General features: G+C 31.0%; 20 protein-coding genes and 1 tRNA gene. 12 read left to right on the forward strand and 9 right to left on the reverse strand.

Annotation, left to right across the window (positions count from 1 at the left end; translation table 11 throughout):
- Positions 1 to 2 precede the first annotated feature (2 nt).
- Positions 3 to 371: a hypothetical protein gene (locus ACHRVX_RS00185; protein ID WP_333157030.1), complete on the reverse strand. Its 369-nt coding sequence runs from the start codon at positions 369 to 371 to the stop codon at positions 3 to 5.
- A gap of 375 nt (positions 372 to 746) precedes the next feature.
- Positions 747 to 1,418, reverse strand: coding sequence for a hypothetical protein (locus ACHRVX_RS00190; RefSeq protein ID WP_395327575.1), 672 nt, complete (start codon positions 1,416 to 1,418; stop codon positions 747 to 749).
- A 521-nt stretch (positions 1,419 to 1,939) separates the two neighbouring features.
- Between ACHRVX_RS00190 and ACHRVX_RS00195 the strand changes: the two genes are divergently transcribed.
- The 6 genes from ACHRVX_RS00195 to ACHRVX_RS00220 all read left to right on the forward strand — a co-directional run bounded on the left by ACHRVX_RS00195 (position 1,940) and on the right by ACHRVX_RS00220 (position 10,262).
- Positions 1,940 to 2,971 carry a hypothetical protein gene (locus ACHRVX_RS00195; RefSeq protein ID WP_395327578.1) on the forward strand — a complete coding sequence of 344 codons (1,032 nt, stop codon included), beginning with the start codon at positions 1,940 to 1,942 and terminating at the stop codon, positions 2,969 to 2,971.
- A gap of 177 nt (positions 2,972 to 3,148) precedes the next feature.
- Positions 3,149 to 3,688: a hypothetical protein gene (locus tag ACHRVX_RS00200; protein WP_395327581.1), complete on the forward strand. Its 540-nt coding sequence runs from the start codon at positions 3,149 to 3,151 to the stop codon at positions 3,686 to 3,688.
- Positions 3,689 to 3,911: 223 nt separating this feature from the next.
- Positions 3,912 to 5,051 carry a hypothetical protein gene (locus ACHRVX_RS00205; protein WP_395327584.1) on the forward strand — a complete coding sequence of 380 codons (1,140 nt, stop codon included), beginning with the start codon at positions 3,912 to 3,914 and terminating at the stop codon, positions 5,049 to 5,051.
- Positions 5,052 to 5,099: 48 nt separating this feature from the next.
- Positions 5,100 to 6,875: a DUF6119 family protein gene (locus tag ACHRVX_RS00210; RefSeq protein ID WP_395327586.1), complete on the forward strand. Its 1,776-nt coding sequence runs from the start codon at positions 5,100 to 5,102 to the stop codon at positions 6,873 to 6,875.
- A gap of 61 nt (positions 6,876 to 6,936) precedes the next feature.
- On the forward strand, positions 6,937 to 9,075 hold the full coding sequence (locus tag ACHRVX_RS00215; RefSeq protein WP_395327588.1) for a hypothetical protein: 2,139 nt from the start codon (positions 6,937 to 6,939) through the stop codon (positions 9,073 to 9,075).
- A 332-nt stretch (positions 9,076 to 9,407) separates the two neighbouring features.
- Positions 9,408 to 10,262 (forward strand): hypothetical protein, encoded by an 855-nt coding sequence (locus ACHRVX_RS00220; RefSeq protein WP_395327591.1) that lies wholly within the window; start codon positions 9,408 to 9,410, stop codon positions 10,260 to 10,262.
- Positions 10,263 to 10,325: 63 nt separating this feature from the next.
- Here ACHRVX_RS00220 and ACHRVX_RS00225 read toward each other — a convergent pair whose 3' ends face one another.
- Together ACHRVX_RS00225 and ACHRVX_RS00230 are read right to left on the reverse strand one after the other, a co-directional pair.
- A complete protein-coding gene (locus ACHRVX_RS00225) occupies positions 10,326 to 11,567 on the reverse strand; it encodes a relaxase/mobilization nuclease domain-containing protein (RefSeq protein ID WP_395327594.1) in 1,242 nt (413 codons plus the stop codon).
- Positions 11,555 to 11,944, reverse strand: coding sequence for a plasmid mobilization protein (locus ACHRVX_RS00230; RefSeq protein WP_395327597.1), 390 nt, complete (start codon positions 11,942 to 11,944; stop codon positions 11,555 to 11,557). The genes ACHRVX_RS00225 and ACHRVX_RS00230 overlap by 13 nt, the downstream gene beginning before the upstream one ends.
- Before the next feature lie 1,011 nt (positions 11,945 to 12,955).
- On the opposite strand from ACHRVX_RS00230, the gene ACHRVX_RS00235 reads away from it, so the two are divergent.
- A complete protein-coding gene (locus tag ACHRVX_RS00235; protein ID WP_395327600.1) occupies positions 12,956 to 14,476 on the forward strand; it encodes a MauE/DoxX family redox-associated membrane protein in 1,521 nt (506 codons plus the stop codon).
- Positions 14,477 to 14,563: 87 nt separating this feature from the next.
- On the forward strand, positions 14,564 to 14,833 hold the full coding sequence (locus ACHRVX_RS00240) for a DUF6520 family protein (protein WP_393047569.1): 270 nt from the start codon (positions 14,564 to 14,566) through the stop codon (positions 14,831 to 14,833).
- Between the two features lie 74 nt (positions 14,834 to 14,907).
- Here the strand turns inward: ACHRVX_RS00240 and ACHRVX_RS00245 are convergent, their stop codons facing one another.
- The 3 genes from ACHRVX_RS00245 to ACHRVX_RS00255 are packed head-to-tail and all read right to left on the reverse strand — an operon-like array spanning position 14,908 to position 22,025.
- Positions 14,908 to 17,535 (reverse strand): alpha/beta hydrolase family protein, encoded by a 2,628-nt coding sequence (locus tag ACHRVX_RS00245; protein WP_395327603.1) that lies wholly within the window; start codon positions 17,533 to 17,535, stop codon positions 14,908 to 14,910.
- Between the two features lie 17 nt (positions 17,536 to 17,552).
- The gene (locus ACHRVX_RS00250) at positions 17,553 to 18,983 is read right to left on the reverse strand and encodes a RagB/SusD family nutrient uptake outer membrane protein (protein ID WP_395327606.1); all 1,431 of its coding nucleotides are present in this window, start codon (positions 18,981 to 18,983) and stop codon (positions 17,553 to 17,555) included.
- A gap of 12 nt (positions 18,984 to 18,995) precedes the next feature.
- Positions 18,996 to 22,025 (reverse strand): SusC/RagA family TonB-linked outer membrane protein, encoded by a 3,030-nt coding sequence (locus ACHRVX_RS00255; RefSeq protein WP_395327609.1) that lies wholly within the window; start codon positions 22,023 to 22,025, stop codon positions 18,996 to 18,998.
- A gap of 539 nt (positions 22,026 to 22,564) precedes the next feature.
- Between ACHRVX_RS00255 and ACHRVX_RS00260 the strand changes: the two genes are divergently transcribed.
- From ACHRVX_RS00260 to ACHRVX_RS00275, 4 genes are all read left to right on the forward strand, one after another.
- Positions 22,565 to 22,786, forward strand: a complete 222-nt coding sequence (locus ACHRVX_RS00260; protein ID WP_099720025.1) for a helix-turn-helix domain-containing protein — start codon at positions 22,565 to 22,567, stop codon at positions 22,784 to 22,786.
- A 286-nt stretch (positions 22,787 to 23,072) separates the two neighbouring features.
- The gene (locus ACHRVX_RS00265) at positions 23,073 to 23,360 is read left to right on the forward strand and encodes a hypothetical protein (protein WP_395327613.1); all 288 of its coding nucleotides are present in this window, start codon (positions 23,073 to 23,075) and stop codon (positions 23,358 to 23,360) included.
- A 16-nt stretch (positions 23,361 to 23,376) separates the two neighbouring features.
- Entirely contained in the window at positions 23,377 to 23,814 is a 438-nt protein-coding gene (locus ACHRVX_RS00270) for a hypothetical protein (RefSeq protein ID WP_395327616.1), read from the forward strand.
- 42 nt (positions 23,815 to 23,856) lie between these two features.
- Positions 23,857 to 24,138, forward strand: coding sequence for a DNA-binding protein (locus ACHRVX_RS00275; protein WP_395327618.1), 282 nt, complete (start codon positions 23,857 to 23,859; stop codon positions 24,136 to 24,138).
- 170 nt (positions 24,139 to 24,308) lie between these two features.
- Here the strand turns inward: ACHRVX_RS00275 and ACHRVX_RS00280 are convergent.
- Positions 24,309 to 24,396 (reverse strand) — tRNA-Ser (locus ACHRVX_RS00280).
- Positions 24,397 to 24,550: 154 nt separating this feature from the next.
- The gene (locus ACHRVX_RS00285; protein ID WP_395327621.1) at positions 24,551 to 26,752 is read right to left on the reverse strand and encodes a DUF262 domain-containing protein; all 2,202 of its coding nucleotides are present in this window, start codon (positions 26,750 to 26,752) and stop codon (positions 24,551 to 24,553) included.
- Positions 26,753 to 26,799: the final 47 nt, after the last annotated feature.

The following is a 26,799-nucleotide window of genomic DNA, read 5'->3' on the forward strand; positions in this document are numbered from 1 at the left end:
GATTACTTGGAATTGGACTTTTTTACAATTTTTATTTTGAATTCATGCTCAGCTATTTCTATCATTTTACGATAGGCTTCAACCAAAAGACGAGCTTCCTGAAGTTCCCTTTTTAGCTGTGTTGCTGATTCGTCGGCTGATTGTCTTACTTGCTTTTTCATCCCTGGTAAAGATACGATACTTGGTGCTAAATAATCGTATCCAAGATCTCGTAACCAGTACGTTAGGCGGCAATTGCCAATATTATACTTATGTTCAATTTCTCGCCGTGTTACTGTTCCTGTTAAAAATTCATTACAAACGAACTGTTTAAATTCTTCACTATATTTTGACTGCCATTTTGATGAAGATTCTTTTGAATATCTTTCCATAATTTTACACTTTTGTGTAAACCTATTTCAGGACAAGACACAGTGTCTTGACAAAGATAGTTAAAAAAAAGCTCCAGATTTCTCTGAAGCTTTTTGTCTTAGTAGCCCCAACGGGACAATTCTCGAACCATTTTACAGATGATTTAAAGAAAATTAATTTCATTTAAAATAAAAGTTTAACGATTATTAAATTTGTACATTTTCAATTTATATTGAATTTGGAAGAATTTGAACTTTCGGCCATCTGCTTAAAAGAGAGAAATATTTTGTTTTTTTAAATTATTCTTTGACAACACTTTACAAATAAACATTTTAAAAAAGTTGTAAATTAACTTGTAATATTAAGATGGTTTCTGATAAAATTTATTTAAAATTTTATTTTAATTCCTTTGACAAATTTTTCAGGACTTGATCAAATTTTCTAGTAAATTTTTCATAATCATGACTTATTATTTCTTTGTGGTTATCCTTGCCATTAATAATTAAAATCATCGTATCAAAAAGATCTTTAAATTTATCTGAACTTTTAAGAAGATCTAGATACTCAGTTGAATAAAAATCATATTCATATAAATGTCCATACCTTTGGCGAAAAGTACCTAAATAAACAGTAATTTCTATTAGAGAATGCCTGTACTCTTTTAACTTCAAAACATCATGTTCATCACTCAATTTTTTAGTTACTTTATTTTCATTTAAGACTGTACTCACATAAATTGTAATATGACCAATTTTATCTAAATAAGAAGACAATTGATCAAAACTGTCTAATCTTCTAAGTAAAAAACTATTTTTTTTATTTTCTGCATTTGATTGCTTATTAATCGAACTGGTTAAAATTGCCAATATTACCAAACTACTCATAGAAAGTATTGTATTAATTGTACCTCCTAAAAAATCTCCAAATGTTCCCCAAACTATCGGATCATCTGATAAAGCCTGTCCAGAAAATTTAATTATATAACAAGTAATTGGAATTAAACAAATAAAGGCTGATATAACAATCAACAATGAAACTATCTTATTTTCTTTAAAAAAATCTTTCATAAAATAAAATTAGATGTTTTTTACTTCTTGAGCTTGGCTCGTTGATAAAGCCAATACGAAAACGAATATTACTATGTTTTTCATTGTCTAGTTTTTTTTCAAAATTATGACTAATAAAATATTAATCATTATGGTTTTACGTAATGAAGTTTAAAATTAGATAATAATATTTGTATTAGAATTATTTTGGAAATGGAAATATATAAATCTACGCAAAATAAATGCGTACTACATAGGTAGTTTTGGATCATAAATAATTAAAATAATTTTTATAGAGCGAATTTCTACATTATCAAACAATTAATGTGAGATTGAAAAATGAACAGAACATGTAGTATCTATTATAAATCCGTATTTTTAAAAATTAGGAAACGGCTTTCACATAAACTCTTGCGATACTTTTAATAATGTAATAATTAAAAAGACAAAAAAGATTATCACTGTATAGACTAAAAAGTCGATTGAAGGGATAATGAAGAAGAATTAATAAAGAGATAATTATTTAAAAACAACTCACATTTATGGAAGATTATAAGAGAAAATATTTAGAAAATCTTTTAGCTGAAGAGAAACAACAACTTTCAGAAAATTCTAAAATAATTTTTGATTTCAAAAAAAAATTATTGACAAAAGGAATTGAGCTACAGGATGAAAATTTCAAATATTTGCAAACTATTGGTATCGTAGTAGAATATCCAAATATTTTAACTCATTTAGAAGCTGAGTTGATAAAGGATAAAGAAGGACTACTTGATTTTAGATTACTTGATAAAAAATTTGAAAAGAAAAGATTTGCTAATGGTTATCTCTATTCAGATAATTATATGGCAATGGCACATCAATATTTTCGTCGAGGTTTTTATAATGGAAATAATTTTACACCAAGATTTATAGAAATTTATTGGGGATTTCAAGACCCAGAAATTGACCAATATATCGCTTTAGATTTTGACAGAGTACGAATAAATGTAGACGATTCAATGTACATGGAGTTAGATACATGGTATGGTGCACAGTTTGACAATGATATATCTAAAATTGCTGATGGGATAGGGAAACTAAGACCGCCTTTGGATATTGAAGATTTTCTTGTGTCGTTCTTTTTTAATAATGCATATTCACTAGATACAAAATGGGCAACAAAGGAGGGAATAAAAACCTTTCAAGCTGAAGAGTTTAAAACTGATGAAGTTAGGATATTGAAGGATGGTGTTGAATATTTCCCTGTACGTTATATTCATGCTGAATATGATTTAAATAAAGGTTTTTTTAGACATTTCGACGGAGCTATTCATTTTTATACTAGCGAAGAATATTATAGTAGAAGAGATTCAGATTTTAATTATAATGATAAAAACAATAACCATATTAAGACTCTTTCACAAAAACTATTCAAAATGAATGGAAAAGTAAGTGTTGAAACTTGGATTAACCTAACAAGTCATTTCTTCTCAGGAAATCCGTTAATCCTTGAATATTTTGAAGGGAATTATCCAAAGCATATTCAGGAAATGCTGGAAAAAGTCAGAGGAGAAAGTGATAACAGAGAATAATAAATACTCGGGCTATATAAAATATTACGACGGATTTGAGCGGTTATCTTAATGGAAAAAATGGTTTTAGATTTGTATGATCTGCAGACACAAAGAATTGACTTATTTAGTACAAATTATAGTAAAGTAAGTTTTGTAGATGTTACACGGGATAATTCATAAAAATAAAGATTTATTATGGGAAGATATGAAGAAATTTTAGATGAATATTTAAATGAAAATGCTGATGGTAAAGCGCGCCTTATTTATGCACAATTTGGTTTAGCAATTTACTGCACAAATTGTTTGGAAGAAACATTTTCAATAATGCTTTGGATAAACAGAATATTTAAACAAAAAGCAAAAACAAACAAAGAAGTAAATGATATTATTGATGCAGTAGAAAATACTAAGAAAACGATGGGACACCTTGTAAATGAAATAAAGGAGAACTATAGCATATCTGAAACTCATCAAGATCTTTTAAAAAAAGTTTTAGAAAAAAGAAACTATTTAATACACAAATACTTTAGACTTGAAATTCAAAAGTTTTACTCAGAAACCGGTCAAAAGGAAATGTTGAAATATTTAGGGGATATTATAGATGAAACAACTTTCATTGATAAACAACTAAATCAATATTTTGAACATTACAAATTGAAATTAGGATTTGATGATAAGAAAATTACGGAATTACTTGCCGAAATGAAAGAGGAAGAGATAAAAAGAGACTATTGAATAAAACAAATTTGCTATTGCATGTTACCGCAATTCCATATGAAATTTAAAAGTAAAATTTATAAAATTAGGTAAAAGTACTTGTTATAACTTGTAATTTAAATCATATTCTTGTTATGAGTAAATTTAGATATCATAGTATTATTTCAACTGTAGAAATCTATTTTCCTCTTCAATGAATTAAACGTAATCATCAGTTTTAAGAAACGTAAAAAATAATATTATGAAAATTGCTTATCATTTTAATTGCAGTAATTTACAAGTTTTCTATTCTAGTTTATTTTATAAAATAGTTTTTAGCGAAATATTGAAACTCAACTTTGCTTTTGTTTCTTCGAAAGTTTTGGTAGGAGATTTATTGATTTACAGAATGGTCAATAATGATAACTATGAAATTTTTTTAAACAATTTATTTCAGTCAACAGGTGACAATTTAAAAAGATTACGAGAAGAAAAGATTGAAAGTTTTTTTAGAGATAATGTATTTGTTATATGCTTTGAAACAATTCAAAAAGAACTTGCGATAGCATTACATGAAGTCCTAATGAAAGAGGATCGTTATCTAGGGGCATATGAAATTGACGATTTGTCGGAGCTTCATTGGATGTTGTACGGTGAGTGCATTACCCCTAAATTTAGAATTCTGAATAAAGACATAAACATTCTAGTAGATAATTATGAGGATGAGGATCAAGATTTTGTTAAGAGCGTAAAAGAAGAGCTTGAGAGCATTTCTTTTAATAATATAGGCATTGAATTTTCAAATTTTAGATACAGTATTTTTAATGATAAACATAATTATGAAAATGCAAAACGGACAAAAGAATGGAGGAATGGCACTGAGTCTATATTTTCCACAATAACCGACGAGATTTTAGCGAAATTGACGGATACAGCTCCTGACTTAATTAATAAACTTTGGGCAATAAATTACACTTTTTTTAATGCTCAAACAGGGGAACAATATGCACAGGCGATGACTTCTTGCAGAAGAGTTTTTGAATATGTTATCGATTGTCTATTTCCTCCTAACAATGATATTGTTGATGGGCATCAATTGAAAAAAAATAATTATAAAAATAGACTCTTTGAATTTGCGAAACAGGAAGTTTCAAAGGATGTCAACATTGATTTGATAGTGACAAACACATCATCTCTCTTTGAGGAATGGAATAAACTTAATGAATTATCGAATAAAGGGGTTCATTCAGAGCCTCATAAACAAGAATGCAGACGATGTATAATAAGGACAATTTTGCTTCTTGATGATCTGATAGCTTTAAAGCGTACACCCTTTCAAGTAAATATTATTGCGGATAATTTTATAGGTGAATTTAAAAAAAAATATAACTCTAATCTATGATTTTTTAAGACAAACAAGAGATTATATATAATAAACCAAATTAAATATATGAATTTAAATCCAAAAATTTACAAAATAAACAAGAGACATAGAAGTTTAGTCAATCTAACAGAAACTGTTGATATCTGCAAGTTTATTATAAATACTGCGGGGAAAAGTTCTGATATTAATTTTATTTTAAAGGCGGAAGATTTCTCATATAACGAAGATTTTGACAATAATCTAAAATACTTTCTCTACACGTTTAATTCCGAAGAAGTTGAATCTGATTGGAAAAATTATTTTCCTAAATTTTTAATTAAAGATTCAAACTTCATTCAACAAAAATTGTCTCTAGTGTTTTTTATTGAATTTGAAGATTTTTTATATGTAATAATAGGAGGTAATTCTTTTCGTATAATTATCCCTTTTATAGATGAAAGTTTTGGGATTGATATTTACTCTAGGATTTTAGATCCAGAAAATGATGAGCTTTTATCAATTAAAACAAGAAGCTTAACTGGAAAAAAGGCGGGGAATTATTCTTTTTATAAAAGCAATTTTAAATTAATTGACCATATTAAGTTTGGAACTATTCCGAAGGAAATTAGTTTAAAATTATCAAATATTAAGAATGATTATTTTGGCTTTTTAAGAAAGACTAAAAATGAGCAGGTTCAAATAGTTGTAAATAACTCCATAAAATTTAGAAAAAGAATCGACTTTAATTTACTGAAATCATTAATCAAAGAAATTAAATATATTGAAGAAATTGATAAAAGCAATTATTTAACAACCTACACAAAAATTGAAGATAAGGATTTAATAAAGAAATTACAGGAAAGGCTATTAAATATAATTGTAAATGACATTCCTAATATACTGCAAAAGAAAATAAATCCCCGCAACAAATTTAATTTTGAATTTTGTCATCCTAATTTGATAGACAAATTTTATGAAGCAGATCTTTTTAAAATATATGAAAATTCAGGAGAAAATAAGTACTCTCTCTTTGCTACAGTAATAGAAAAAAATGAAGTGTACGAAAAAGTTATAAATAGAGCAGTTGAGAAATTAGGCTCAAATTATACATTCAATGATTTAAAATTTTACCTATTTGGAGTTAAAGTTAGGAGCTATAAAACTGATGAAAAGAGACAGCTTACTTCTGCGTCTTTTTTAATGCACTTAAATACAGAATTTATTTTTGATGATCAGCCATATTTTTTATTAGATAATAATTGGTACTTACTTCAAGATAGTTTTGTAAAAGATTTAAATAATCAGTGTGCGAGAATTTTGAAAAACTTTGTCGCACCTAAAAATATTTTATTTAAAAACTGGAACAAAGAAGTTGTTCGAAAAGAATCACAATATAATTTACTTTATAATGATATCGAAAATTATTTAGTTTTTGATACTATAACGATTAATGGTATTGAATTATGCGATATAATATACTATGATGAGTCTAACCTGTATTTAATCCACGTCAAGTACGGATTTGATTCATCAATTAGAGAATTATATAATCAAGTAATACTTTCAGCCAGAAGATTGCAAGAATCTCTTGTTTCTAAGGAAAAAGAATATCTGAAAAGGAACTTTAGATCAATTCAAAAGAAAAACAACATAAAAAATCTCAGTCAATCTGAATTTATAAAGTTATTTTCAAAAAAAATAAATTATATAATGGCTTTTACAAGTGATAATAAAAATGAGATCACAATAGAAAATAATATTAGTAAAATAAAATCAAGTATCGCCAAATTCTCAATCATACAGTCCTCAAGTGAAATGAGAGCAGAATACTATGATTTGTATTTTGCTCAAATATTAAGATAAAGCCTAGATCATTTTTAAATAATAGCTTAATTAAAATTAAATATAATAACAAAATTATAAAATGAATATAGGGGATTTTAATTATAAGAAAATAGATAAAAAGGAATTAATTATAAAACTGAAAAGTGGGCAGATAAATAAACCATCGCTAAAAGAATTAAAACAAAATTTTGAAATTTTCGAAAAAGCTGTCTACAAAGGTGATTTCTTGACAGCGAGAAATTCAGCAATAATTTCTATATTTTTTGAATGCGATAATACTTTAAATCAAATTAAGAAAAAAGGAATTTTCAGGTATTCAAAATATATCAATAGAAAATGTATAATTGAAAACATTGCTTCAGAATTTATAGATATATTCAGCGATTTTAAATTACTTTCAAGTTCCATAGAGAAGTATTTGAAATCAATCATTAATTACTCAGCAATTCTAAATTCCTATAAGTCATTTGACAAATTTATTTTACTTGAAATTCGTAAATTCGAAAAAAAATATCCTCAAAAATCATTAATAAAAACCTTGTTGTCAGCGATAGATTTTTTATTTCTATCAGATTATGTTCCAGACGATAAAATTGATGTTTCTCATATTCAAGATAGAACGAAAGAAGAAATATGTTCAGCTACCTCGTTTTTAATACATTTTTACACTGAAAGAATAAAATCAAATAACATTAATAGACATTTCATAGCGGATGAATTTATACAAACAAATTATATCGCAAAATTGATTATACCTGTTTGTTGTCATTTAGATTTTAGAGAATTTGAAATTTTAATTGATCACTTTAATTACACTTGTGAGATAAATAACGAAAAAATTTTAATAAGACCTCCTTTTGAAGACTTTGAAAAGGCAATTCGTTTAGGGTATATTAGAACTGAGTTACAAAAAATTAATGATGAGGTAGAAACTTTCGGAGCATTGTCAATGGAAGATGTTGTAAATGGATTAAATAATCAGGAATCTTTTCATTTTTTTAAATTAATTGATACACACAATTATCAAAGATATAGGATTGAAATTCCAGAACCTATTTATGATTTATTAATTGAAAAGTTTATAAAACCTGATGCACTGTTTAAGGATGAAATTATTTATTTATCATCAATATTTAAAGAACAGCTTTTAAACATAAAAAGTCTTGATGAAAAAAATGTAAAAGAGGATTTAACTTTAGGGGAATTTATGAAAATTCGAAGAATTTTTGTTATGTTTTATTTATTCTTTACAACAGCAATACTTAATAAAGACGATATAGAATCCAAATTAGTATTACGTTCCCTCATACCTCTCTTTCCCGAAGAACAATTTAATAATTTTATTAAAAGATTATTGCCTCAGAATAAAATAGATTCTTTTCTAGATATTGTTTGCTGGGAACCGGAGTTGGATATTATTTTTGATTTACAATATCGTCCTATACTTTTCATTGATAATCATTTCTTAGTTGCATTATCAATTTTTTCTAATTCAAATACAATAAGAAATTTGTATGCCTCTGAATATAAGATGAATAATGTTCAACTTTTAAGTAATGGAGAAGTTGATCCACTTGTTGATAGATTGCATTCATCATTAAAGCAATCTTCGTTGCAAAGTTTTTCCCAAACTTCAATAGGTTTTTCAGATATTGACGAGTTTGCAGTTTTTGAGGATGTTCTTTTTGTATTTGAGTGTAAACATTCTTTACATCCAGTAAGTTCATTTGATTTAAGAACAACTTTCAATTATATTAAGAAAGCTGAAAAGCAATTAGATTTGATTATTCAAGACTTTAATGATGGGAAGCTAATAAAAAAGCTAGAGAATAAACATAAGTTAAATCTAAGTAATGTTCGGCAAATTCAGGGAGCTATTATTTTGAGTAATCGTCTTTTTAATGGTAATATTTTTAAATATCCAGTGAGAGGAATAAATGAAATTGATAATATGCTTAATAGAGGTACAATTAAAACAGCAGAAGGAACCTTTTGGCTTTGGAAAGAAAAAAAACTGACAGTCGATTTTTTGTTGGATTATTTTAGCCTTAAAAACGAGCTGTTTGCTATAATGTACGATTCGTTGTCAAAAAAAAGATTTACCTATGAATTTACAACACCAGTAATTGAATTCGATACCTACTACCTAGAAATTGATAAAGCAAATAGAAATCTAAAAGATTTTACAGACAAATTAGAAAATTTTAATGATATCTAGATAGTGGTAAGATTTTGTATAATATTAAAAATTTAATATTATCTAATTAATAAAATAAAAACTGTAATTTGTTTATTATCAAATGGAAAGAGTGTTTCGGATTTTAAGATACATTAAAAATTTTGTTGATGGTATCAGATAATAGATTATGTATTATTTCGAGTTAAATTTTAAAATTAATTTTATTACATTTGACTGTCACAAAAATCTTCAACAGAAGCGGAGACAGGTGTCCTAACTGATTAAAATCAGTTATTCCGGGTTCAAATCCTGGCCGAATTGACTTATTTTATAATAGTCTCTTCGGTCAGGACTTAAACAAAAGTTTAAATATGACTTCAGCTGAAATAGAACAGTACTTTATATATCATAATTCCAATATGAAACTTTTAAAAATTGGATTTGATGAAATTAGAAATCAATTAAAGCAAATTTATAAAACACGTAATTCTGAATTATTTATCTATTCATTACCAAGTTCTAGTCCAGATAAAATTGCTTTACGTAAAATTGAAAAATCATTATCAAGAATTCTTTCAGGAATTCAGGTGTCATGGGCAGAAGAAAGTATTAAAAGATTATTTTACGAAAGTAATGTATTTAGTGATGGTCAGAGGGAATATTTATTAGAACAACCAGCCTTAGATCAAAGATGGTACAAAACTTTAAAAATTGTTTTTTGTATAGCTTACGATTTGGTCTCTTCATCAGATGAAAATTGTGTTTTAATAAGGATAGAAAATGAAAGGAGAAATCTTGGTAATGAATTGGTTGATCATTATTTAGAATTAAAAAGTATAATTACTAATCATTTAGTACCTAATTTTTCGATTAGAAACAAAGTTCAACATGGAGAATGGGAGTATGCATTCAAACCTAGTCACAGTAAAGAGTTTTCACAAGAATTAACTAATAAGATTAATCATGAGAATATTATCACAACAACGTCAAGATTTACTTTGGTGAACGCATTTTACCAGATGATTGTGGACTTAGCAAGATTTAAAAGTAATAGTTTTGCGATTGATTCTATGTTAACGCCTTTTGAATATTTTTACGATAGTTATATTAAAAAAATTAGGTATGAAACTCTTAAGATAGCATCTCCTGATATAGAAGATTTTATTTCTCAAATTGTCCAAAAAGAAATTAGAGGTATTGAATATAGAAAAGTAGGAAATAATTAATAAGAAAGACAATGATCAATAATTATTAATCATTGTTTAAGACAAGTATTGTACTTTGAATTACTAATTTATACCTTTTTTAAATCCTCTTTTCTTTTTAAATCGTTTGGAAACATATTCATCTATTTTTTCTCCTCGAAGCAGGATGTCTGCAAGATTTTCTTTTACATACTCTCTTAATTCAAGATCTTGAAAGTTCTCAGAATTTGTTGAAATTGAGTTTTGATGCTTTCTTTCAAGTGCAAGAATGTTCAAGGCACAGTTTTCCTGAATTCCTTTTGCACTGAATTCTTTTCCCAGATTGCTTCCATTGACAACCGACTGTGTTTTAAAGTCGATAAAAGTAATTCCATAAAGCTTTCCCTCACCGCTTTTTCTTAACACAGTATGAATCGCTTCATCTTTGAGCCTTTCTGATAATCTCTCTACTGAAGTTATTCTTTCATCAGAAAAAGCCTGTCTCAAAGCATTTTTAATGTGGCTTTTGTAGTGTTGCTTTTTTGTTTCGTTTACCCTGAATTTTTCCTCCAGAAATTTTAAGGTAGGTCTGCTGTAGAATTCACTGGCTTTTATTGGCACGCCTACCGGTTTTGAATTCTGGTCAAGTATTTTGTAAAGCAGTCCGTTGTTTTTAAAAACTCTCGATTCCTCACTTCCTCTGTCAGCATGAACATTATAGAGGTTTAAAACCGCATTGAGTTCAGGCAGGCTTGAATACTTGTAATCAAATAAAACCTTGTTTAATACTGAATTTATTGCCTTTCTGGACTCTGCTTTTCCATATTGGACTCTGCAGACTTCTATCGGATATAATGAAAAGTTTTCTTTCTGTTTTCTTCCGTCAGCTTTTACAAGTCCGAATATTTTTTCAATTTCTTTTCGGGCAGGTTCTGATTTTTTAACTCCCAGTAAATGCAGATCGATTCTTTTTCCGTCTCTCTGAATGTTGTTTGTCACAATATGACAATGAGGGTGTCCTGCATCAAAATGCTGATAGACCAGATAAGGCTGTCTGCCGAATCCCAGTTTTTCCATATAGGTGTCTGTAATTTCAGCCAGTTTTTCTTTCGAATGATTCTCCGAAGGATCAAAGTTTAGCGAGATATGCAGTGTATTTCGCTTCGCATTCGTATTGAGCTCTGCCAGTTTTAGAAAGCGGTTTAATTTTGAAGTAAAACTCAGTTTTTCCAGTTCCAGCGGATAATTCACAGCACTGATACATTCAGCTTTTCCAATCTCAACTTTATTTTCGTTGTAATTCAGAATGCTTCTTATGGACGAGCTTGTTTTTATCACTGCAACCATTTTTCTGCTATTTTCTGGGTGTGACCTGAGACCTCTTCCATTTTATCAAAAAGCCTTTTTCTCTGTATCTCGAACAGATAAAGATGCCCTTTGAAATCAGGAACTGTTTTGAACGTGTTTATCTTTTTGGCGATTTGATTGATATTATTGCCGATTGCCCGTAATTCGGAAGTAAGCAAAGCTGTCTCTTCCATCAGTTCGTCTAAAGACTGGTTTCTGTAAGTGGCTACAATTGGTTTGTTGAATAAGTGGCTCCTGATGTGGTCGCTTAATTTTCGGCAGGTGCTTGCTCTGAATCTTTTTTCAAGTTCGGCATACTCCAAAGGAGTGAATCGCAGTCCCACGATTCGTGTTCTGTTTGAATTTTCTCTTTTCATCATCTTTCATTTTCATTATTATCAAACTCTTTGCTTTTAAGTTTCTCCACCGCCGAGTTCCGAGGCAATGGGTGGCAAGATAGGCGGTTGTTAAACAACCGTTCATCTTGCCGACTGCAGGAACGTGGCAGTCTTTGGAGATTTTAAATGTAAAAAACTAATTTAAAGAAAATCTTCGAAATTTTGATAAGTAAAATTTACCTCTGGTGACTGCAGACCGTTAGAATGAATAATACTTTAAAAAAAGAAAAAGAGAAAAAAGAAAGCAGTCTTAAATTGGATAAGCAGACAGTTGAAGTGCTATAAGTCCCGAAGGGTGACTTTTTGGAGGAACGAGAAAAAGTCATTATGCGCACTTCTCTGACTGTGTCCAATATCTTGCTTTGCTTTTTTTTCTGATTTAAATCTTTATTGTTTAAAAAATGATTGGAGATTCATTTTTATTTCAGGTCTGGCTATCTTTTTAAAAGTTTAACTAAAAAAGCCTGTTTTTGAAAAATTTTGGCCTGTTTTTGATAACAAGCAACTGAAGAGTGTATTGTAATTTTGTTTATTAAAGTAACAATTTTATAAAGTTGAAAATAAGGCCCTTAATATCAGTGTTTTATGTAAAGTAAACCATATGTAAGAAAATTATTTCTTTTTAAATGAAAAAAGCACGTTTTTGAATGTTTTTGGCTTGATTTTGATAGCAAGCGTTCAAATCAACAGCGGTAAATTTGTATCAACAGAAATCTTAACTACATAAACTTACCAAATTTGAATCACTTTCTTAATAGTCTACAGCATTTAATGTTATATAAATAATGTTTAAAATGAAACTGGTATTTTTTTAATGTTTTTTGGTTTGTTTTTGATGTGTCTTTGTTAATAAAGCCGTTGTAATTTTGATAAAGGTTATTGTCTGGATATCAATTTTAATTTATTGGTTATGTATTGTGAACAATTGAAAATAAAATTAAAGTCTCCATAAACAGGAAGGATTAAATCATTAACTAAAAATGAGAAATAATGAAACTTAGTGCAACTACTAAAAGTAAGATTCTTGATACAATTAGTTTATTGTATGTGATTCTATTTGTATATGCTGCAGTAAGCAAATTATTGGATTTTGAAAATTTTCGCGTGCAATTGGGACAATCCCCATTATTAAGTGCTTTTGCAGGATCAATTGCTAGGATGATACCGATGATCGAATTACTAATAGCATTATTTATTGTTTTAAAAAGATGGAGATTAATCAGTCTTTTTGCATCTTTTAGCTTGATGGTTATGTTTACATCATACATCTATATTATATTAAATTATAGTTCTTTTATTCCTTGTTCATGTGGAGGCATCCTAGAAAAAATGGGATGGAAGGAACATTTCTTTTTTAATTTGGTTTTCATAATGCTGGCAGCAGCGGGTATCCTGATATCGGCCGGTAGGGTGTCCAAGACATCTTTTATTTCAAAACCCGCTGTTCTTGCCAGTTCTTTTGCACTTTCGATCTTTTTTAGTGTTGGTCTAGTTACTGTTTTATTTATTTCATCTGAAAATATCATACATCATCGGAATAATTTTGTACGCCGTTTTCCTCATCATCAGGCTGTAAAAAGGAGTGAAGTTGATCTGCTTTATAATTCGTATTATTTTGCTGGAGCAGCAAATGGAAATTTATATTTAGGAAATAATACTGCGCCGTTACGTCTCTTGTCATTCGATAGTGTTTTGCAAAAGAAAACATCATTTAAAATAGAATTGGATAGTAGCAATTTTGAATTTAAAGCTGTCAAAATTAATGTTTCAGCAGCTTATTTTTTTGTTGCGGATGGAAATGTCCCTTGTTTGTTTAGAGGAAAAATCTCAGATTGGAAAGCATCGTTATTTATGAATCAAAAAGCGTTTTTTTCACTAATTACACCGATCGATTCCCTAAATGTTGCCTTTAGAGGGCAGTCTGTCAAAAATAATGAAAATATAATTGGATCCATCTTTCTGGGAAAGACTCAAAAAGTAAAGCTAAATCCAAAACTGTTACAAAAACAAATTGATGGAATTTTTGATACAGACGGAATGCTGCATTACAGTCCAAAGATAAAACGTATTGTTTATGTTTATTTATATCGAAATGAGTTCATTGTAGTTAATGATTCTCTTGACTTAAAGTATATAGGAAAAACTATAGATACTACAAGCCAAGCACAAATTAAAATTTCCAACATTACAAGCAGGAATCAAAAGAAAATGTCGGCACCGCCGGTTATCGTTAACAAAGCCAGTGCAGTCTATAAAAATCTTCTTTTTATTTACTCGCCAGTTCATGGATTATATGAGTCGAAAGATTTATGGAACCAGGCAAGTACTGTTGATGTTTATGATTTGAATGATGCTTCTTATGTTTCGAGCTTTTATGTTTATAATATCGGAGACCAAAAAATAAGAAATATAATTGTTAATGAGAATTACCTCTACGCCCTTATTGGTAATTATATAGTTTGTTATCAACTTAGTAATTCACTTTTACAGCATTACAAAAGTGAATTATGATTATCATATACTTAGCGCTCAGTATCAGGAATGTAATCGAACACCTGTAAAAAAAGTAGATATTTTTTTAATTTAATTTTTATTATCATGGAAACATTAAATGTGAAAAAGCTTTTGCCTGTGGCAGCGTTTGCCTTTGCAATTGCAGGTGCTTTTGCCTCAAGTCCAAATGGCAAAGCAACTAATGTAAGTGCGCCTGAACAAGGATACATCAATAATCCGAATCCATGTTCTGAATCAATTGATTGTAACAATCAAGGGAGTGAAATTTGTACCATTGAGAACACAAATCAACAAGTTTTTGGTTTGAATGCCAGTGGTACTACTTGTAACAAAGTCTTATACAAATTAAACTAATCTTTAAAGGGCCTGACTAGAATGTTAGGTTCATTTACAATGCAGTTCTATTCTTATAAAGAACTGCATTGTTTTTATTTATAAATAACCCAAGAGGGAAGGCTTTTATTCTGCAGATAATAATCGAACCACTGTTTAATATGGTTGCTGAGATCTTCCTGATCCTTTGGATTCATTATAACATGCTTTTCCTGAGGATACACTAATAAAATATGCTCTTTTTGCAGTCTTCGCAACGCTAAGTAAAATTCTATGCTTTGATACCAATGCACTTGCCGATCCTGCTTGCCAGTCCAGGAGAGTAATGGAGTTTGAATGTTTTGTACAAATTCCAATGGAGAGTTGCGGCTGTATGCCTGTTTATCTTCAAAAAGTGATTTACCCATACGCCATTGCTGATTTTCAAAACGCCATATTTCGGGAGTACCAGTATTCCATCCCATTGTTAAATACCAGCTTGTTAAATCTGCTACACTTGCACCAGATACTGCAGCTGCAAATAAATTGGTTTGGGTAATTATAAAATTAGTTTCATAACCTCCAAAAGAGTGGCCTATCAAACCTATCTTATCTTTTTGAATAATACCTTTGTCGATTACAGACTGAGTTGCTGAAAGAACACAATCTACTGCAGAAATACCGGGATTTCCAATTTCGTATGTAATATCAGGGCATAAAACGAAATAGCCTTGAGCGGTATAATTCGTTACGTTAAATCCTGTATCAGAATACAAAGTGGGATTAACATATTGATAAAATTCCTGAGATTTTAATTCATAGATGCTGACTATTAAGGGATATTTCTTAGCGGGATTATAATTAGCTGGATAAAAAAGTGCGCCTGTTAAAGATGTTCCATTTTTGTTAGAATAATGAATTTTTTCAGCCTTACTCCAATAAAAATTTTTCTGCTGTTTGTTGCTTTGAACAATTAACTTATTACTGCTTTTTTTATCTTTTTTAAATGAGAGTGAAGGAGCTTTTTCATAACTCTGCTGTTGAAAAATATAACTTTCTCCTTTTGAAGATTTCATCAAATAGCTATTTTTCATTTCATTAAAAACCAGAGGCTTTTCTGCATTGGTTTTATTCCAAATAAAATAACCGCTTTTTTCATTGTTTTTTGCCTGAAGAATTAATTCATGGTCGAGATCAATTTCTAAAGCGTAGAAACCATTGTAGTTTTCCGTTTTAATGTTTTCATACAGCTGTTTTGCTATTCTGAATTGTATGTTCTTCTCTCTTCCGTGTGTTAATCTTTTTGCTGTATTGCCTTCAGGAGAAACTTCCCAAATGTCAAATTGATCATAAATTAATAATGAGGAGTCATTTTTTGTCCAGCCTAAAATTCCATATGCCGGAACTTCGCCTGCTGAGTTATAGTTTTGATCAAATAGAGGCTGTTTAATTTTGGCTGAGCAGTTAATGTGAATTTTTTTCAAGATATCATATACCCACCAATTCTGACCTTTAAAATATGTTATGAAATTACCCTTTGGGGATATAATAGTATGGTTTTTATTTCCAGAATGTTTGATTAATATTCTGCTTGAATCCCCTGATATAAGATTGGTTAAGCTGAGGTCGATATCTCCCTGCTGTTTGTATTGAGGCTCATACTGCCACGGATTAAATGTGATAGCAAAGTTTTGATTTCCAGCCATGATTACTTTAGGAAGTTGATTGCTCGTTATTTGTTTAAACTTATTTTCATAAGGAAACCAAACACCTAGCTTGGCTACTTTATCCCATTGCCCAATTTCTTCTTGCTGCGAATATAATAACTTATCAGAGGCATTCCATATTTGTACTTGTGTTGAATCAATTACGGAATAATTATAGTCCCGTTTTTTTATTCCAAAGAAAACATGCTGTCCATCATCAGATATGGTCAATTTAGTCGTCACGGTAGGATTAATTGTGAAATTATCTTTAGGGTTTAAAAACTTTTCAGAATCGAATTCAAAAAGCTTATTATTTTTAAGGCTAAAGAAAAATAAATTGTTTTCACCGAGATCATCTTTTTTTTGTAAAAAGGCAACAGCATTTCCATTGCTTTGCCACGTTAAATTAAAAAATGGATTTTCGGATTTTCCAACAATTATAGTCTTTTCCACTGTGTCATTTAAAGTTATAAATCCGATGCAACGGCCATCAGTAAACATAACAGCATTTTCTTGTGGAGCTATTTTATATTCGCGAACATTATCAATTTTCATTATTGTTAATCCTGAGGATTTTTTTATTTCCAGAGAATAACCTCTTGCTTTGCTGTATGTAATAATATATTTTTTATTCTTTGTGTATTTGTATTGGGTTATTTCAGCATAAGTATGCGATTTGCCAGTTTTTAAATTAAGTATTTGTAGTCCTGCTATTGGAGTAATGCAAGCGAAGCTTTCTTCCATATTGAAACTTCCATTAAACGAATTTGGAAAAACATACTGTATGTCCAGTTTTGTATTTCTAACAAAAAGAGTGTCTTTACCATTTGGATAAACAAGTTTGTAACTTATCCAGTTTCCATTTTCAGAAATATTTTCAGATTGCAGTGTGTGCCACAGATGATAGTCGGATTCCTGAAGCATCTTTTTTTGTTTTACCTGCCCCAAGAAGGGGCAGGCTACTAAAACAAAAAATAAAAATGTAATACGGGATAAAAATGACTCAACCTGTACTAGTCTTTTGTTATTGATTTTCATTGGATGTGTAAATGTTTTTAATATCCGTCATTTTGAGGAAGCAGATTTGGATTTACCCTCAACTCAGAATCAGGGATTGGAAAGAGTCTGTCAGTAGTATTCCATCCAGGTTTTGTTCCAGAGAGAACATTATCCAGATTTGCTGTTCTTTTAAGATCGAAAAATCGATGTCCGAGCTCAGTAAAGAACTCAAGCTTTCTTTCGTTTAGAATAGCCTGCAGCAGATTTTCAGTTGTAGTTGCAGTTGTGTTTTGAAGACCCGCACGATTTCTAATCTTATTTAAATCTTCTTTGGCTTCTTCCAATTTATTGAGATGTACTCTTGCTTCCGCACGAATGAGATACTGTTCTTCTAAACGCATCATAATTGAATATTCAACGGAGGTTCCCGTTGGACTTTTTTGTTTGTATTTATTAGCGTGATACCAAGTTAAGGTTCCGTTGGTGACTGATTTTGTCCAATGGGTTTTTCTTAAATCATCAGAACTAAAGGCTGTAAATAGTTCATTATTTAAAGCAACAAGTGGCGGCGGTCCACTGGTAAATACAAAAAGATTTCCTTCATCTGTATTCTTACCAGCTGTTGAGGGCATCAGCTGCCAAATGGTTGAGGTGCTTTCTTTTAAAAAAACTTTATCAATATTGCTTTCCCACGGGTATAGATTTGTGTTATTAAGTAGCAGAGAAGCGGTTTGTTCGGCCAATTCCCATCGATTATCGTACAAATATACTCTTGCTAACAACGCTTGTGCTGCTGATTTATTTGGACGAACACGACCCGAAGTAATATAATTAGACGGTAATAACGATATTGCTTTTTGTAAATCATTTATAACCTCAGAATATATCTCAGAGATAGGTTTCTTAGAAACGACAGCATTTGTTTGGTAAGAAGTGGTTGTAATGTATGGTATATTTCCATAAATATTAGCAAGATAAAAATGAAGCAGTGCTCTGATAAAAAGAGCCTCGCCTAATAATTGATTTTTGTCTGATTCAATAAGTTTTGTATTATTAGATACTCCTTCAATTACAGCATTTGCAGCATATATTTGTTTGTATGTATTATTCCACCATCCTGCGATAGTAGTATTTGATGCTATGATAGTATTATTATAGAAATCTTTAGCAGCATTGCTGTCTGTTCCATAAAACGTTAATTCATCCGAGTAGTTTCCTAAAAGATTAGAAATTCCTGTTGGTTTTCCTGTTATTAATCCGTTGTCTCTTATCTGAGCGTAAACATTTACCAAAGCAGCATTGGCAGTATTTTTATTTTCGAATACTGTATTTCCCGTTAATTGAGAAGTCGGAAGATCCACATCTACAAAACTGTCACAGGAATAGAGTAAAGAGTAAAATATCGGTATCCAAGCGAAATAAATTGATAATTTTATTTTATTACCAGTAAAGAAAATTAGCTGTCTTTGTTGTATATAATTTTTCATAATCGTTTCGTGTTAGAAAATAAGCTGTAATCCTAATGCATATATTTTAAGAGGAGGTAAAAAGCCAGATACTATAAACTCAGGATCTGCTCCTTTATATGAGGTGAAGGTTATTATATTCTGGCCCTGAAGAGAAATACGGCATTTTAAATTTTTTAGACTGTTTTCGGGTAAATTATAGGATATTGAAATGTTTTTAAGTCTAAGATATGACGCATCGGTTATAGAGGCATTACTGCTGGTGTACAGGTTATTTGCAGCTGTTACCAGTGAATTTGTTCCTGAACTATACATTTGATAAGGACCAGTGTCTCCAGAATTCTGCCAGCGATTTAATACTTCTGTAGTTTTATTAGACATACCGCCAGGCAAGCCTAACATGCTTATTGAATTCCAGTTTTCTTGTTTAACGTATTGAAATAGAAAATCAAGCTGCCACCTTTTTAAGTTGAACTGATTTTGCAGACCGCCATAATATTTTGGACTGAAATCTTTAACCGTTTGTCTATCATCAGGGGATGAAATTTTTCCGTCTTTATTGACATCTTCAAATTGATAAATTCCCGTTTGGGTATTGAGGCCTATGTAATTGTAAACCTTTTGAATGTTGATGGATTTTCCAATTACATATTGATTAACATAGGTCGAGTTTTGTAATTGCGGGAAAGCTATTAAATTATTTTTTGGAACGGTTAAATTAAGATTTGTTGTCCATTTGAAATTTTGTTTATCAATATTAACTGTTCGAATAGTCAGTTCTAGTCCTGTATTTTCAACCGTTGCATTTAGGTTTGCTAATATTGAATTGAATCCTGTAGTTCCGGGCAGTGGAACTCCAACTAATTGGTTGGATGAACGATTGCGGTAAAAGGCAGTCGTTAAAAAAATACGATCTTGAATAAAGCCTAGATCTAAAGCTATTTCCATTTTTTTGTTGGTTTCCCATCCAAAGTTCGCATTGTATAAACGATTGGGCTGCAGACCAACTGTTCCTTGATAATTGTTGCCTGCAGAGCTGTAGGTATCTAAGAAATTATAATCTCCGATTTGGTCATTACCAGTAGTTCCGTAACTGGCTCTCAATTTTCCAAAGCTTAGAATTTTATTTTCTAACGATGGTTCTTTTGAAAATAACCAAGCTGCTCCAATGGCGCCAAAATTGGCAAATTGATTACCTGGACCAAATCGACTTGAGCCGTCTCTTCGGCCTGTAAAATTTAGAATGTAACGATCTTTCCAATTAAAGTTTACTCTGCCAAAAAATGCTTGATATTTATATTGTGTCTGCTGATTTGTAAACACATATAGGTATGTGGCTGAAGCAAGATCATAAATTAATCTGTTATTTGCAAAACCATCTGCTTCTTGTACAAGCTGCGAAGTTTTTTGCTGTTGAAAAGTAGCGCCAGCCAAAAGTTCTATTTTGCCATTACTAATTTTTTTACTCCAGTTCAATTGAGGTTCAATAATCCACGATTCTCTTGTGCTGTTATTGACAAATAATGATGAAGATTCGCTTCCCAAGCCCAGTGAAGGATTATATATTGTGGATGGTGAAGTTCTGGTTTCATAATAATACAGATTACTAAATCCAATGTTTGTTTTTATTTCTAGCTCTGGGATTATCTGGTATGATAAAATCGCATTTGCAATAAGATTAGCCGTATTTGCTTTGTATACTGCCTCAAGATTGCGTAAAGGATTATTAAACGTTCCGTTTTCCCAATTGAGGTTTCCAAAAGCATCATAGAGAGCAGGTGCGTTCGGAGACAACGATCTTGCTTCTCGTGTAAAATCAGTTGCGGGTAAATTATTATTTTGTGAAGAATAAGAAGTCGATAAATTTATCTTAAACTTATTATCTGCTGATTGATGATTTAGATTAAAGTTTGCTCCACCTCTTTTATATTTATAGTCACCCGGAAAAACGGTTGTTTCATTATGGTAGTTGCCACTTAGAAGAAATTGCGTTTGAGCAGATCCGCTATTTATTGATGCCTGAACATCGTTTATTTGAGCCGTACCACCAATAAGTTCTTTCTGCCAGTCAGTATAGCGATGTTGATCCCAAGTACCATTTACATCATAGGCTGCTGCTGGATATTTTACAATTCCATCATTTACAAATGCTTCTTTTCGCATTTCCAAGTATTGATCCGTATGCATTAAATTCATGTAACGAGTTACATTTCCTACGGCTGTGTTTGTATTGATTGTGAATCGAGTTTTTCCTTCCTTGCCCTTTTTTGTATTTATTAATATAACTCCATTAGCACCGCGAGATCCGTAAATAGCAGTAGCGTCCGCATCTTTAAGCACTTCGATACTTTCAATGTCGGAAGGATTAATTGAACTTAGGGGACTTACATTAGCACTTGGAATAATAATCGAAGAGATATTATTATTGGATATAGAATTTGATGCATAGGGAACTCCATCGATTATGTAAAGAGGCTGGTTTCCATCAGTACGTAAACTATTAGTTCCTCTTATCTGTACATCAAATCCACCTCCCGGTGTTCCGGCGGTTTGGGTAATAGTAACTCCAGCCATACGACCTTGCATTGCAGAAAGGATGTTCGTAACAGGCTGTTTGTCTATATCCTTTGCTGTTATTTTTGCTATACTGCCGGTACGTTCGCTTTCTTTCACAGAATAATAACCAGCATTGATTTTTACTTCCTGAAGTGTTGTGGTATCTTCTTGCATCTGCACATTGATCATCAAGCGTTTAGCCACAGGGATTTCTATTGTTTTGTAGCCGATATATGTAAAAATAATAATATCATTTGCGGACACTGTTATGACAAATTTGCCATCAAAGTCAGTAACGGTAGTGTTTTTCTGGTTTTTCACAGAAATACTAACTCCTGAAAGAGGAAGAGCACCATCGGTAACAATACCAGAGATCTGTGTTTGTTGTTGGGAAAGCGGAGAATGCAAGGTATTCCTTGCTAAGGCTGGTGTGCAAAAGAGGTAGAATCCGAAAATAAACGGATACCAAAGTGCTACCAACCCTTTTTTCAATGAATAAGTTTTCATAATTTTGGGTTAGTTAATTTGAAACGAAAGTTTTTATTAATTCGGCTCTCTAAACTTGTTTGATCGCGGGTTAGAGGGCTTTTTTTATAGTATTAGAAATAAGAAGTGCTTCTATACTATATTTAATTCTGCCTTTTTTTAATTCATAAGCATGTAGGTTGATTTGTTAGACAATAAATCTAAAAGCGAGACAATAAAAATAAAAGCAGTGCTAAGAATTTAGGTTAAGTAGTATGAATCTCTAAAAAAATAAAAGAGGCGCGGAACTCAACATATCCGCTTCCGAGGTACTGCTAAGAACCTTTTCACACGAATAAGTGAGCCCACGCCAATTATTAGAGGCGTGAGCATTTACACTTAGTCATCTCGCGTGATTAAAAATTAGCAGTTTTCGGAAACGAGACTCCAAGCGAATGCTTCATATGTTTTTAAATGAAGAATCGCAAATATATTAATTCATTGACAAATATAACAAAATAATCTATAATTCGGATTTTAATCCGAATTATTTTAAGCTTTAAAAAGTTACTTTGTTAATTATGAAGGATAAGAATCGTATAATCGTTGATTACATAGCAGTGGAGTGGGCTTCAAAAGCCAAATCTCAAAGCTCATTTGCTAGGGAACACAATATTGACGAAAAAACTGTTCGAGAAATAAAATATAATAAAGATTACACCATAAGTTTAAATACTATAATTAGAATTTGTGAAGCGAAAGAAATGAAGTTGTGTGATTTTTTTAAATTACTAGATATTTAAGTAATCATTACAAAAGATTATTATCTAATTCTTTGATTAAAGTTTTTTCAATTACAAATCAACCCCCTCCTTTTGGTCCTTTCCTCCGATTTGATGAGTAATATTTTATCGAAAAAAAATATTTAAAAAAAATATCTAAATGTTTTTTGTGGCGCATTTGACGCATAGTTTTATTTCAGTCTTTTAATTAAATAAAGGGGTACAACTGGGGTACAACAAAAGTTGTACTTGTGGATAAATTTGTTTAATTGTTACTTTGATTTTGTTGAAATCAAAAAGAAATAAAATGGATGATTTAAAAACTTTGTCAGATTTTTTTCTGGCTATTGAGAAAGATTTTCGAATCAGCTCTACACATGTAGCAATATTTGCTGCACTAATTCAATTTCGAAAAAATAATGGGATAATAAATCCTATAGAAGCATACAGCTTTGAAATTCAGAAAATAGCTAAAATTGCTTCATCTAAGACTTATTATAAATGTATGATTGAACTGAATGCTTATGGTTATATAATTTACATGCCAACTAAAAACAGAACAAAGCGTAGTACAATATTTTTTCATGTGGAATAATAATATTATGGATCTAATGAAAAGAGCTAAAACATATACAATTGTTGACAATTATTTTAAACTCGATATGAGATTAAAAAAATTAGAGGATTTGATGATTCCAAATGAATTAGTCACCAATGAGGGGGATGGCTCATCTTTTTTAATGCCATTAAAAAAATGTAGAAGCTCTTACAGCAAAATAGAACTTGCAAATCTTTTCTATGTTTTAATGGATGAAGGTATTTTATATTTTGATTCAAATGATGCAAAAAAAAACCGAACCAGTTTTCAGGAATTTATAATTGAAAATTTTACTTATCATGATAATGAGGATGGCCAGAAAACAATAAGAACAATAAGCAGGCAGTTTTCCGAATGTAAAGGATACACTTATAAGATGAAGCAGATTAAATTTTTGGATCAATTTATTGTATTAATGCAGGAACGTAAGAGAAGGCTGGAGAGCTGGTAGAATGTTAAGGAGAAAAATTAATAATAAGTAAAAAACTCACCAATGATGAAGAAAGAAAAGAAACAATCTTATGTGATGGAAGTGAAAGAGTTGATAGAACCTGTAGTGGCAAGGTTGGAAAGGATTGATTCAAAAATCAGCCAGGGAAAAGTTTTGAAGCCTGAATATTACAGAAATGAAGATTTAAAAAAGATGTTTGGGCTGTCCAATAACACTATTATAAAGTACAGGCAGACAGGAATTCTGCCCTATACCAAGCTTGGGGATATCTTTCTGTATGAAAGCGGCAAGATCGATAAGATACTCAGAAGCAACGAATCATAGCCTTCCAACTATTGGTCACCCAGGGCTTGAAAAAGCAACACAAAAATAGATTGGTAACCTAAAAAAAGCCTTTTTCGAGCAGGGTTCGATACCATTCCAAATGAAAAAAGCCTTTAAACACCAGTGTTTAAAGGCTTTTTGTTTTTAAAAGTCACTTTTCGGACTTTATCTGGCGGAGGAAGAGGGATTCGAACCCCCGGACCTGTTACAGTCAACAGTTTTCAAGACTGCCGCATTCGACCGCTCTGCCATTCCTCCAGTAAAACGCAATCATTTTCTCATTGCGGGTGCAAATATAGAATGTTTTTTTGATTGTAGAAATTTTTTTGATACTATTTATCAAGAAAATAATGCCGCATCATAAATATAAATTACTAATATCTTCCTTGTTTATGTAAATCTTTTATTCAATCTAGCTTCTCCATTTCTTATATTCAAATGCTTTAAAAAGCGTTTGATATAAATACATAGTTCTTTTTTCAACAGCAGACTGCCAGGCCTGCCTTCTTTGCAAAGGCCAGTCTCTTACTGCACCGCCTGCATCTGACCATAGTTTTTTGTGGGTTAATGGTATTGCGGATGCCGTTAAGAAATCGTCTGCCACAATCAGTTTAAGGTTTAAGGCATCTGAATCATTATCAAAATATTGCTTGTCCATTCTTAATTTTACAGTATGGCATCTATTGTTGTCTTTTCTATTTGCCCAAAAAGGCCACAGACGGAAGTTTCCAATGGAATTTACATAACGCTGTCTGTTCCAATAAAATTTATTGCTCAAGTTTTGATCTTCAGAATAAATATTAGCAGAGGCTCCAGATGTTATTAAATGTGATTTTGGCATGATATGGTCCCAGTCATAAGGAGTGTCGTACGCATCATTACTGGCCGGGTCATAGCCCTCAAACCATTTTGATACATAATCTCTTTGATACCATAAAAGCAATTCTTTGGAGTTATTCCAAAATTTATCTCTAAAGGAGTTATAGGGATCGTCGGGGATTTCAAAAATGTCAGCCCAATTTCTAAAAAAGCCGTCTGCTGGACTTTCAAAAGGTTTATTGAATTCTTCTGGAGACGGAAGTGGAGCGGAAAGTTCATTATCTGTCAAAACAGTATAAATCTCTTTATCAGGAAAATCAGAACTGCAGTTCTTTTTTAATATTCCCATAATGAGTTTACTTGCTTTATCGTGCTTTTCAACTGTAAGGAAACAGTAAATTACATATCGTAAAATATTCACCCTGTTTTTTTCTATAATCTGATGATCATTGTTGATATTGTAAATCCAGGTAAATAATGGATAAAGAAATGCAGGCTTAATTAAGAGCAGTAATTTTTTTGGCAGTCCAATATCTTCGGGTGTATTTTCGCGGTATAGTACCGTGTCGCAAAATAATTGTATTGTGGTATGAAGTATTGATTTACCTGAGGAATACTTTTGAAGTAAGTGCTGCATCTGATTTAGAAACAAATGGTCTTTCTCACCAATCCACTTTCTAAAATTGGCGATAGTCAAAATATGCGCATCATTTTTGTCCTGAATAGCCCTGGCCATTCTTGTTGCCGCCATTACTATTCCGGTAGAAGGCAATAAATAACCTATCTTTTTATCATTTACAATATTGGAAACCATTTCATAAGCATCATCCCAGCTAGACTTCAGTAAAGAATAGGCCATTTCTTCACCCTGCAGTACTGTTCCCCCTGCATTTATTCTCCTGAAGAGTACCTCCATGCTGTCCTGTACATTTTCATTGTGATCCCATTTATTTTCATTCTGAAACAATAGAACCACTGTTCTGGTTATAATTGATTCATTCTGCTTTTCTATTAATTTCTGTATAGCATTTATTATTTCATAATAATGTTCGGGAGGTTCAAACCTGAAAGTTTCGTCGGGAAAATATCTACGGGGAATCATTTTACAGACAAGTTCCCACCCTGGCTCTTTATAAGTACCCGATGTGCCTCCGCAAAGATTTATTAAACCATCTAAGGGTACTGGAAGGCCAGCCTCTATCGGCCATGAAAAGATATCAGATTGTTCTTCATTGGCACCGTTATCAATTACTATTTCATAATCATAATGTATATGCTTAAGTTTTAATTCTTCTCTTGCCTTAAATTTTTGGTTTTCGTACAGCTTGTCCGCAGGATTTTGTTTCCTCATCCCCCAAGGCTGATATGTAGTTAGCAATCGTAATAGAAACTTCCTATCGTTTGATTCAATGTTGTCAAAATTGAGATCTGGCTGTAAGTCAATCCATAATCTTGCGTTGTCATTTGCTTTAAAGCCCATTAATAAGGCTCTAGTTCTCTGTTGGCCATCTAATAGAAAGAATCCATCCGATGTTGATTTGATTTGTTTTTCATTATAAAAAGCCCTTGTGGAATTTCCTTTTTTTCTTGGTGATACTAAAAAACTGCCCACAGGATATCCACGTAGTATGGAATCCCATAATCTTTCAATTTGTGCAGCATTCCAAACAGAATTTCGCTGTATTGGTGGTAATTGAATAAAATTATAGTAAGGATTTTTAACGTTTAAAAATGTATCAACATAATCTGTCAGGGGAACAAAATCAGAATCGTTTTTATCAAATAATTTTTTCATTCAAATAAGTAATTGTCTGTTAGAGAAATCAATTTTAAAATACTGGC

It is taken from the genome of Flavobacterium sp. FlaQc-47 (assembly GCF_044006475.1).
GTDB lineage: Bacteria > Bacteroidota > Bacteroidia > Flavobacteriales > Flavobacteriaceae > Flavobacterium.

Bases quoted from the DNA above. Each gene is read 5' to 3' on its own strand.
- ACHRVX_RS00230 (WP_395327597.1), bottom strand. From the start codon at position 11,944: ATGAAAAGAGAAAATTCAAACAGAACACGAATCGTGGGACTGCGATTC.
- ACHRVX_RS00270 (WP_395327616.1), top strand. From the start codon at position 23,377: ATGAAAAGAGCTAAAACATATACAATTGTTGACAATTATTTTAAACTC.
- ACHRVX_RS00200 (WP_395327581.1), top strand. From the start codon at position 3,149: ATGGGAAGATATGAAGAAATTTTAGATGAATATTTAAATGAAAATGCT.
- ACHRVX_RS00275 (WP_395327618.1), top strand. From the start codon at position 23,857: ATGATGAAGAAAGAAAAGAAACAATCTTATGTGATGGAAGTGAAAGAG.
- ACHRVX_RS00260 (WP_099720025.1), top strand. From the start codon at position 22,565: ATGAAGGATAAGAATCGTATAATCGTTGATTACATAGCAGTGGAGTGG.
- ACHRVX_RS00195 (WP_395327578.1), top strand. From the start codon at position 1,940: ATGGAAGATTATAAGAGAAAATATTTAGAAAATCTTTTAGCTGAAGAG.
- ACHRVX_RS00250 (WP_395327606.1), bottom strand. From the start codon at position 18,983: ATGAAAAATTATATACAACAAAGACAGCTAATTTTCTTTACTGGTAAT.
- ACHRVX_RS00205 (WP_395327584.1), top strand. From the start codon at position 3,912: ATGAAAATTGCTTATCATTTTAATTGCAGTAATTTACAAGTTTTCTAT.
- ACHRVX_RS00185 (WP_333157030.1), bottom strand. From the start codon at position 371: ATGGAAAGATATTCAAAAGAATCTTCATCAAAATGGCAGTCAAAATAT.
- ACHRVX_RS00190 (WP_395327575.1), bottom strand. From the start codon at position 1,418: ATGAAAGATTTTTTTAAAGAAAATAAGATAGTTTCATTGTTGATTGTT.
- ACHRVX_RS00265 (WP_395327613.1), top strand. From the start codon at position 23,073: ATGGATGATTTAAAAACTTTGTCAGATTTTTTTCTGGCTATTGAGAAA.
- ACHRVX_RS00240 (WP_393047569.1), top strand. From the start codon at position 14,564: ATGGAAACATTAAATGTGAAAAAGCTTTTGCCTGTGGCAGCGTTTGCC.
- ACHRVX_RS00220 (WP_395327591.1), top strand. From the start codon at position 9,408: ATGACTTCAGCTGAAATAGAACAGTACTTTATATATCATAATTCCAAT.
- ACHRVX_RS00285 (WP_395327621.1), bottom strand. From the start codon at position 26,752: ATGAAAAAATTATTTGATAAAAACGATTCTGATTTTGTTCCCCTGACA.
- ACHRVX_RS00235 (WP_395327600.1), top strand. From the start codon at position 12,956: ATGAAACTTAGTGCAACTACTAAAAGTAAGATTCTTGATACAATTAGT.
- ACHRVX_RS00245 (WP_395327603.1), bottom strand. From the start codon at position 17,535: ATGAAAATCAATAACAAAAGACTAGTACAGGTTGAGTCATTTTTATCC.
- ACHRVX_RS00215 (WP_395327588.1), top strand. From the start codon at position 6,937: ATGAATATAGGGGATTTTAATTATAAGAAAATAGATAAAAAGGAATTA.
- ACHRVX_RS00225 (WP_395327594.1), bottom strand. From the start codon at position 11,567: ATGGTTGCAGTGATAAAAACAAGCTCGTCCATAAGAAGCATTCTGAAT.
- ACHRVX_RS00255 (WP_395327609.1), bottom strand. From the start codon at position 22,025: ATGAAAACTTATTCATTGAAAAAAGGGTTGGTAGCACTTTGGTATCCG.
- ACHRVX_RS00210 (WP_395327586.1), top strand. From the start codon at position 5,100: ATGAATTTAAATCCAAAAATTTACAAAATAAACAAGAGACATAGAAGT.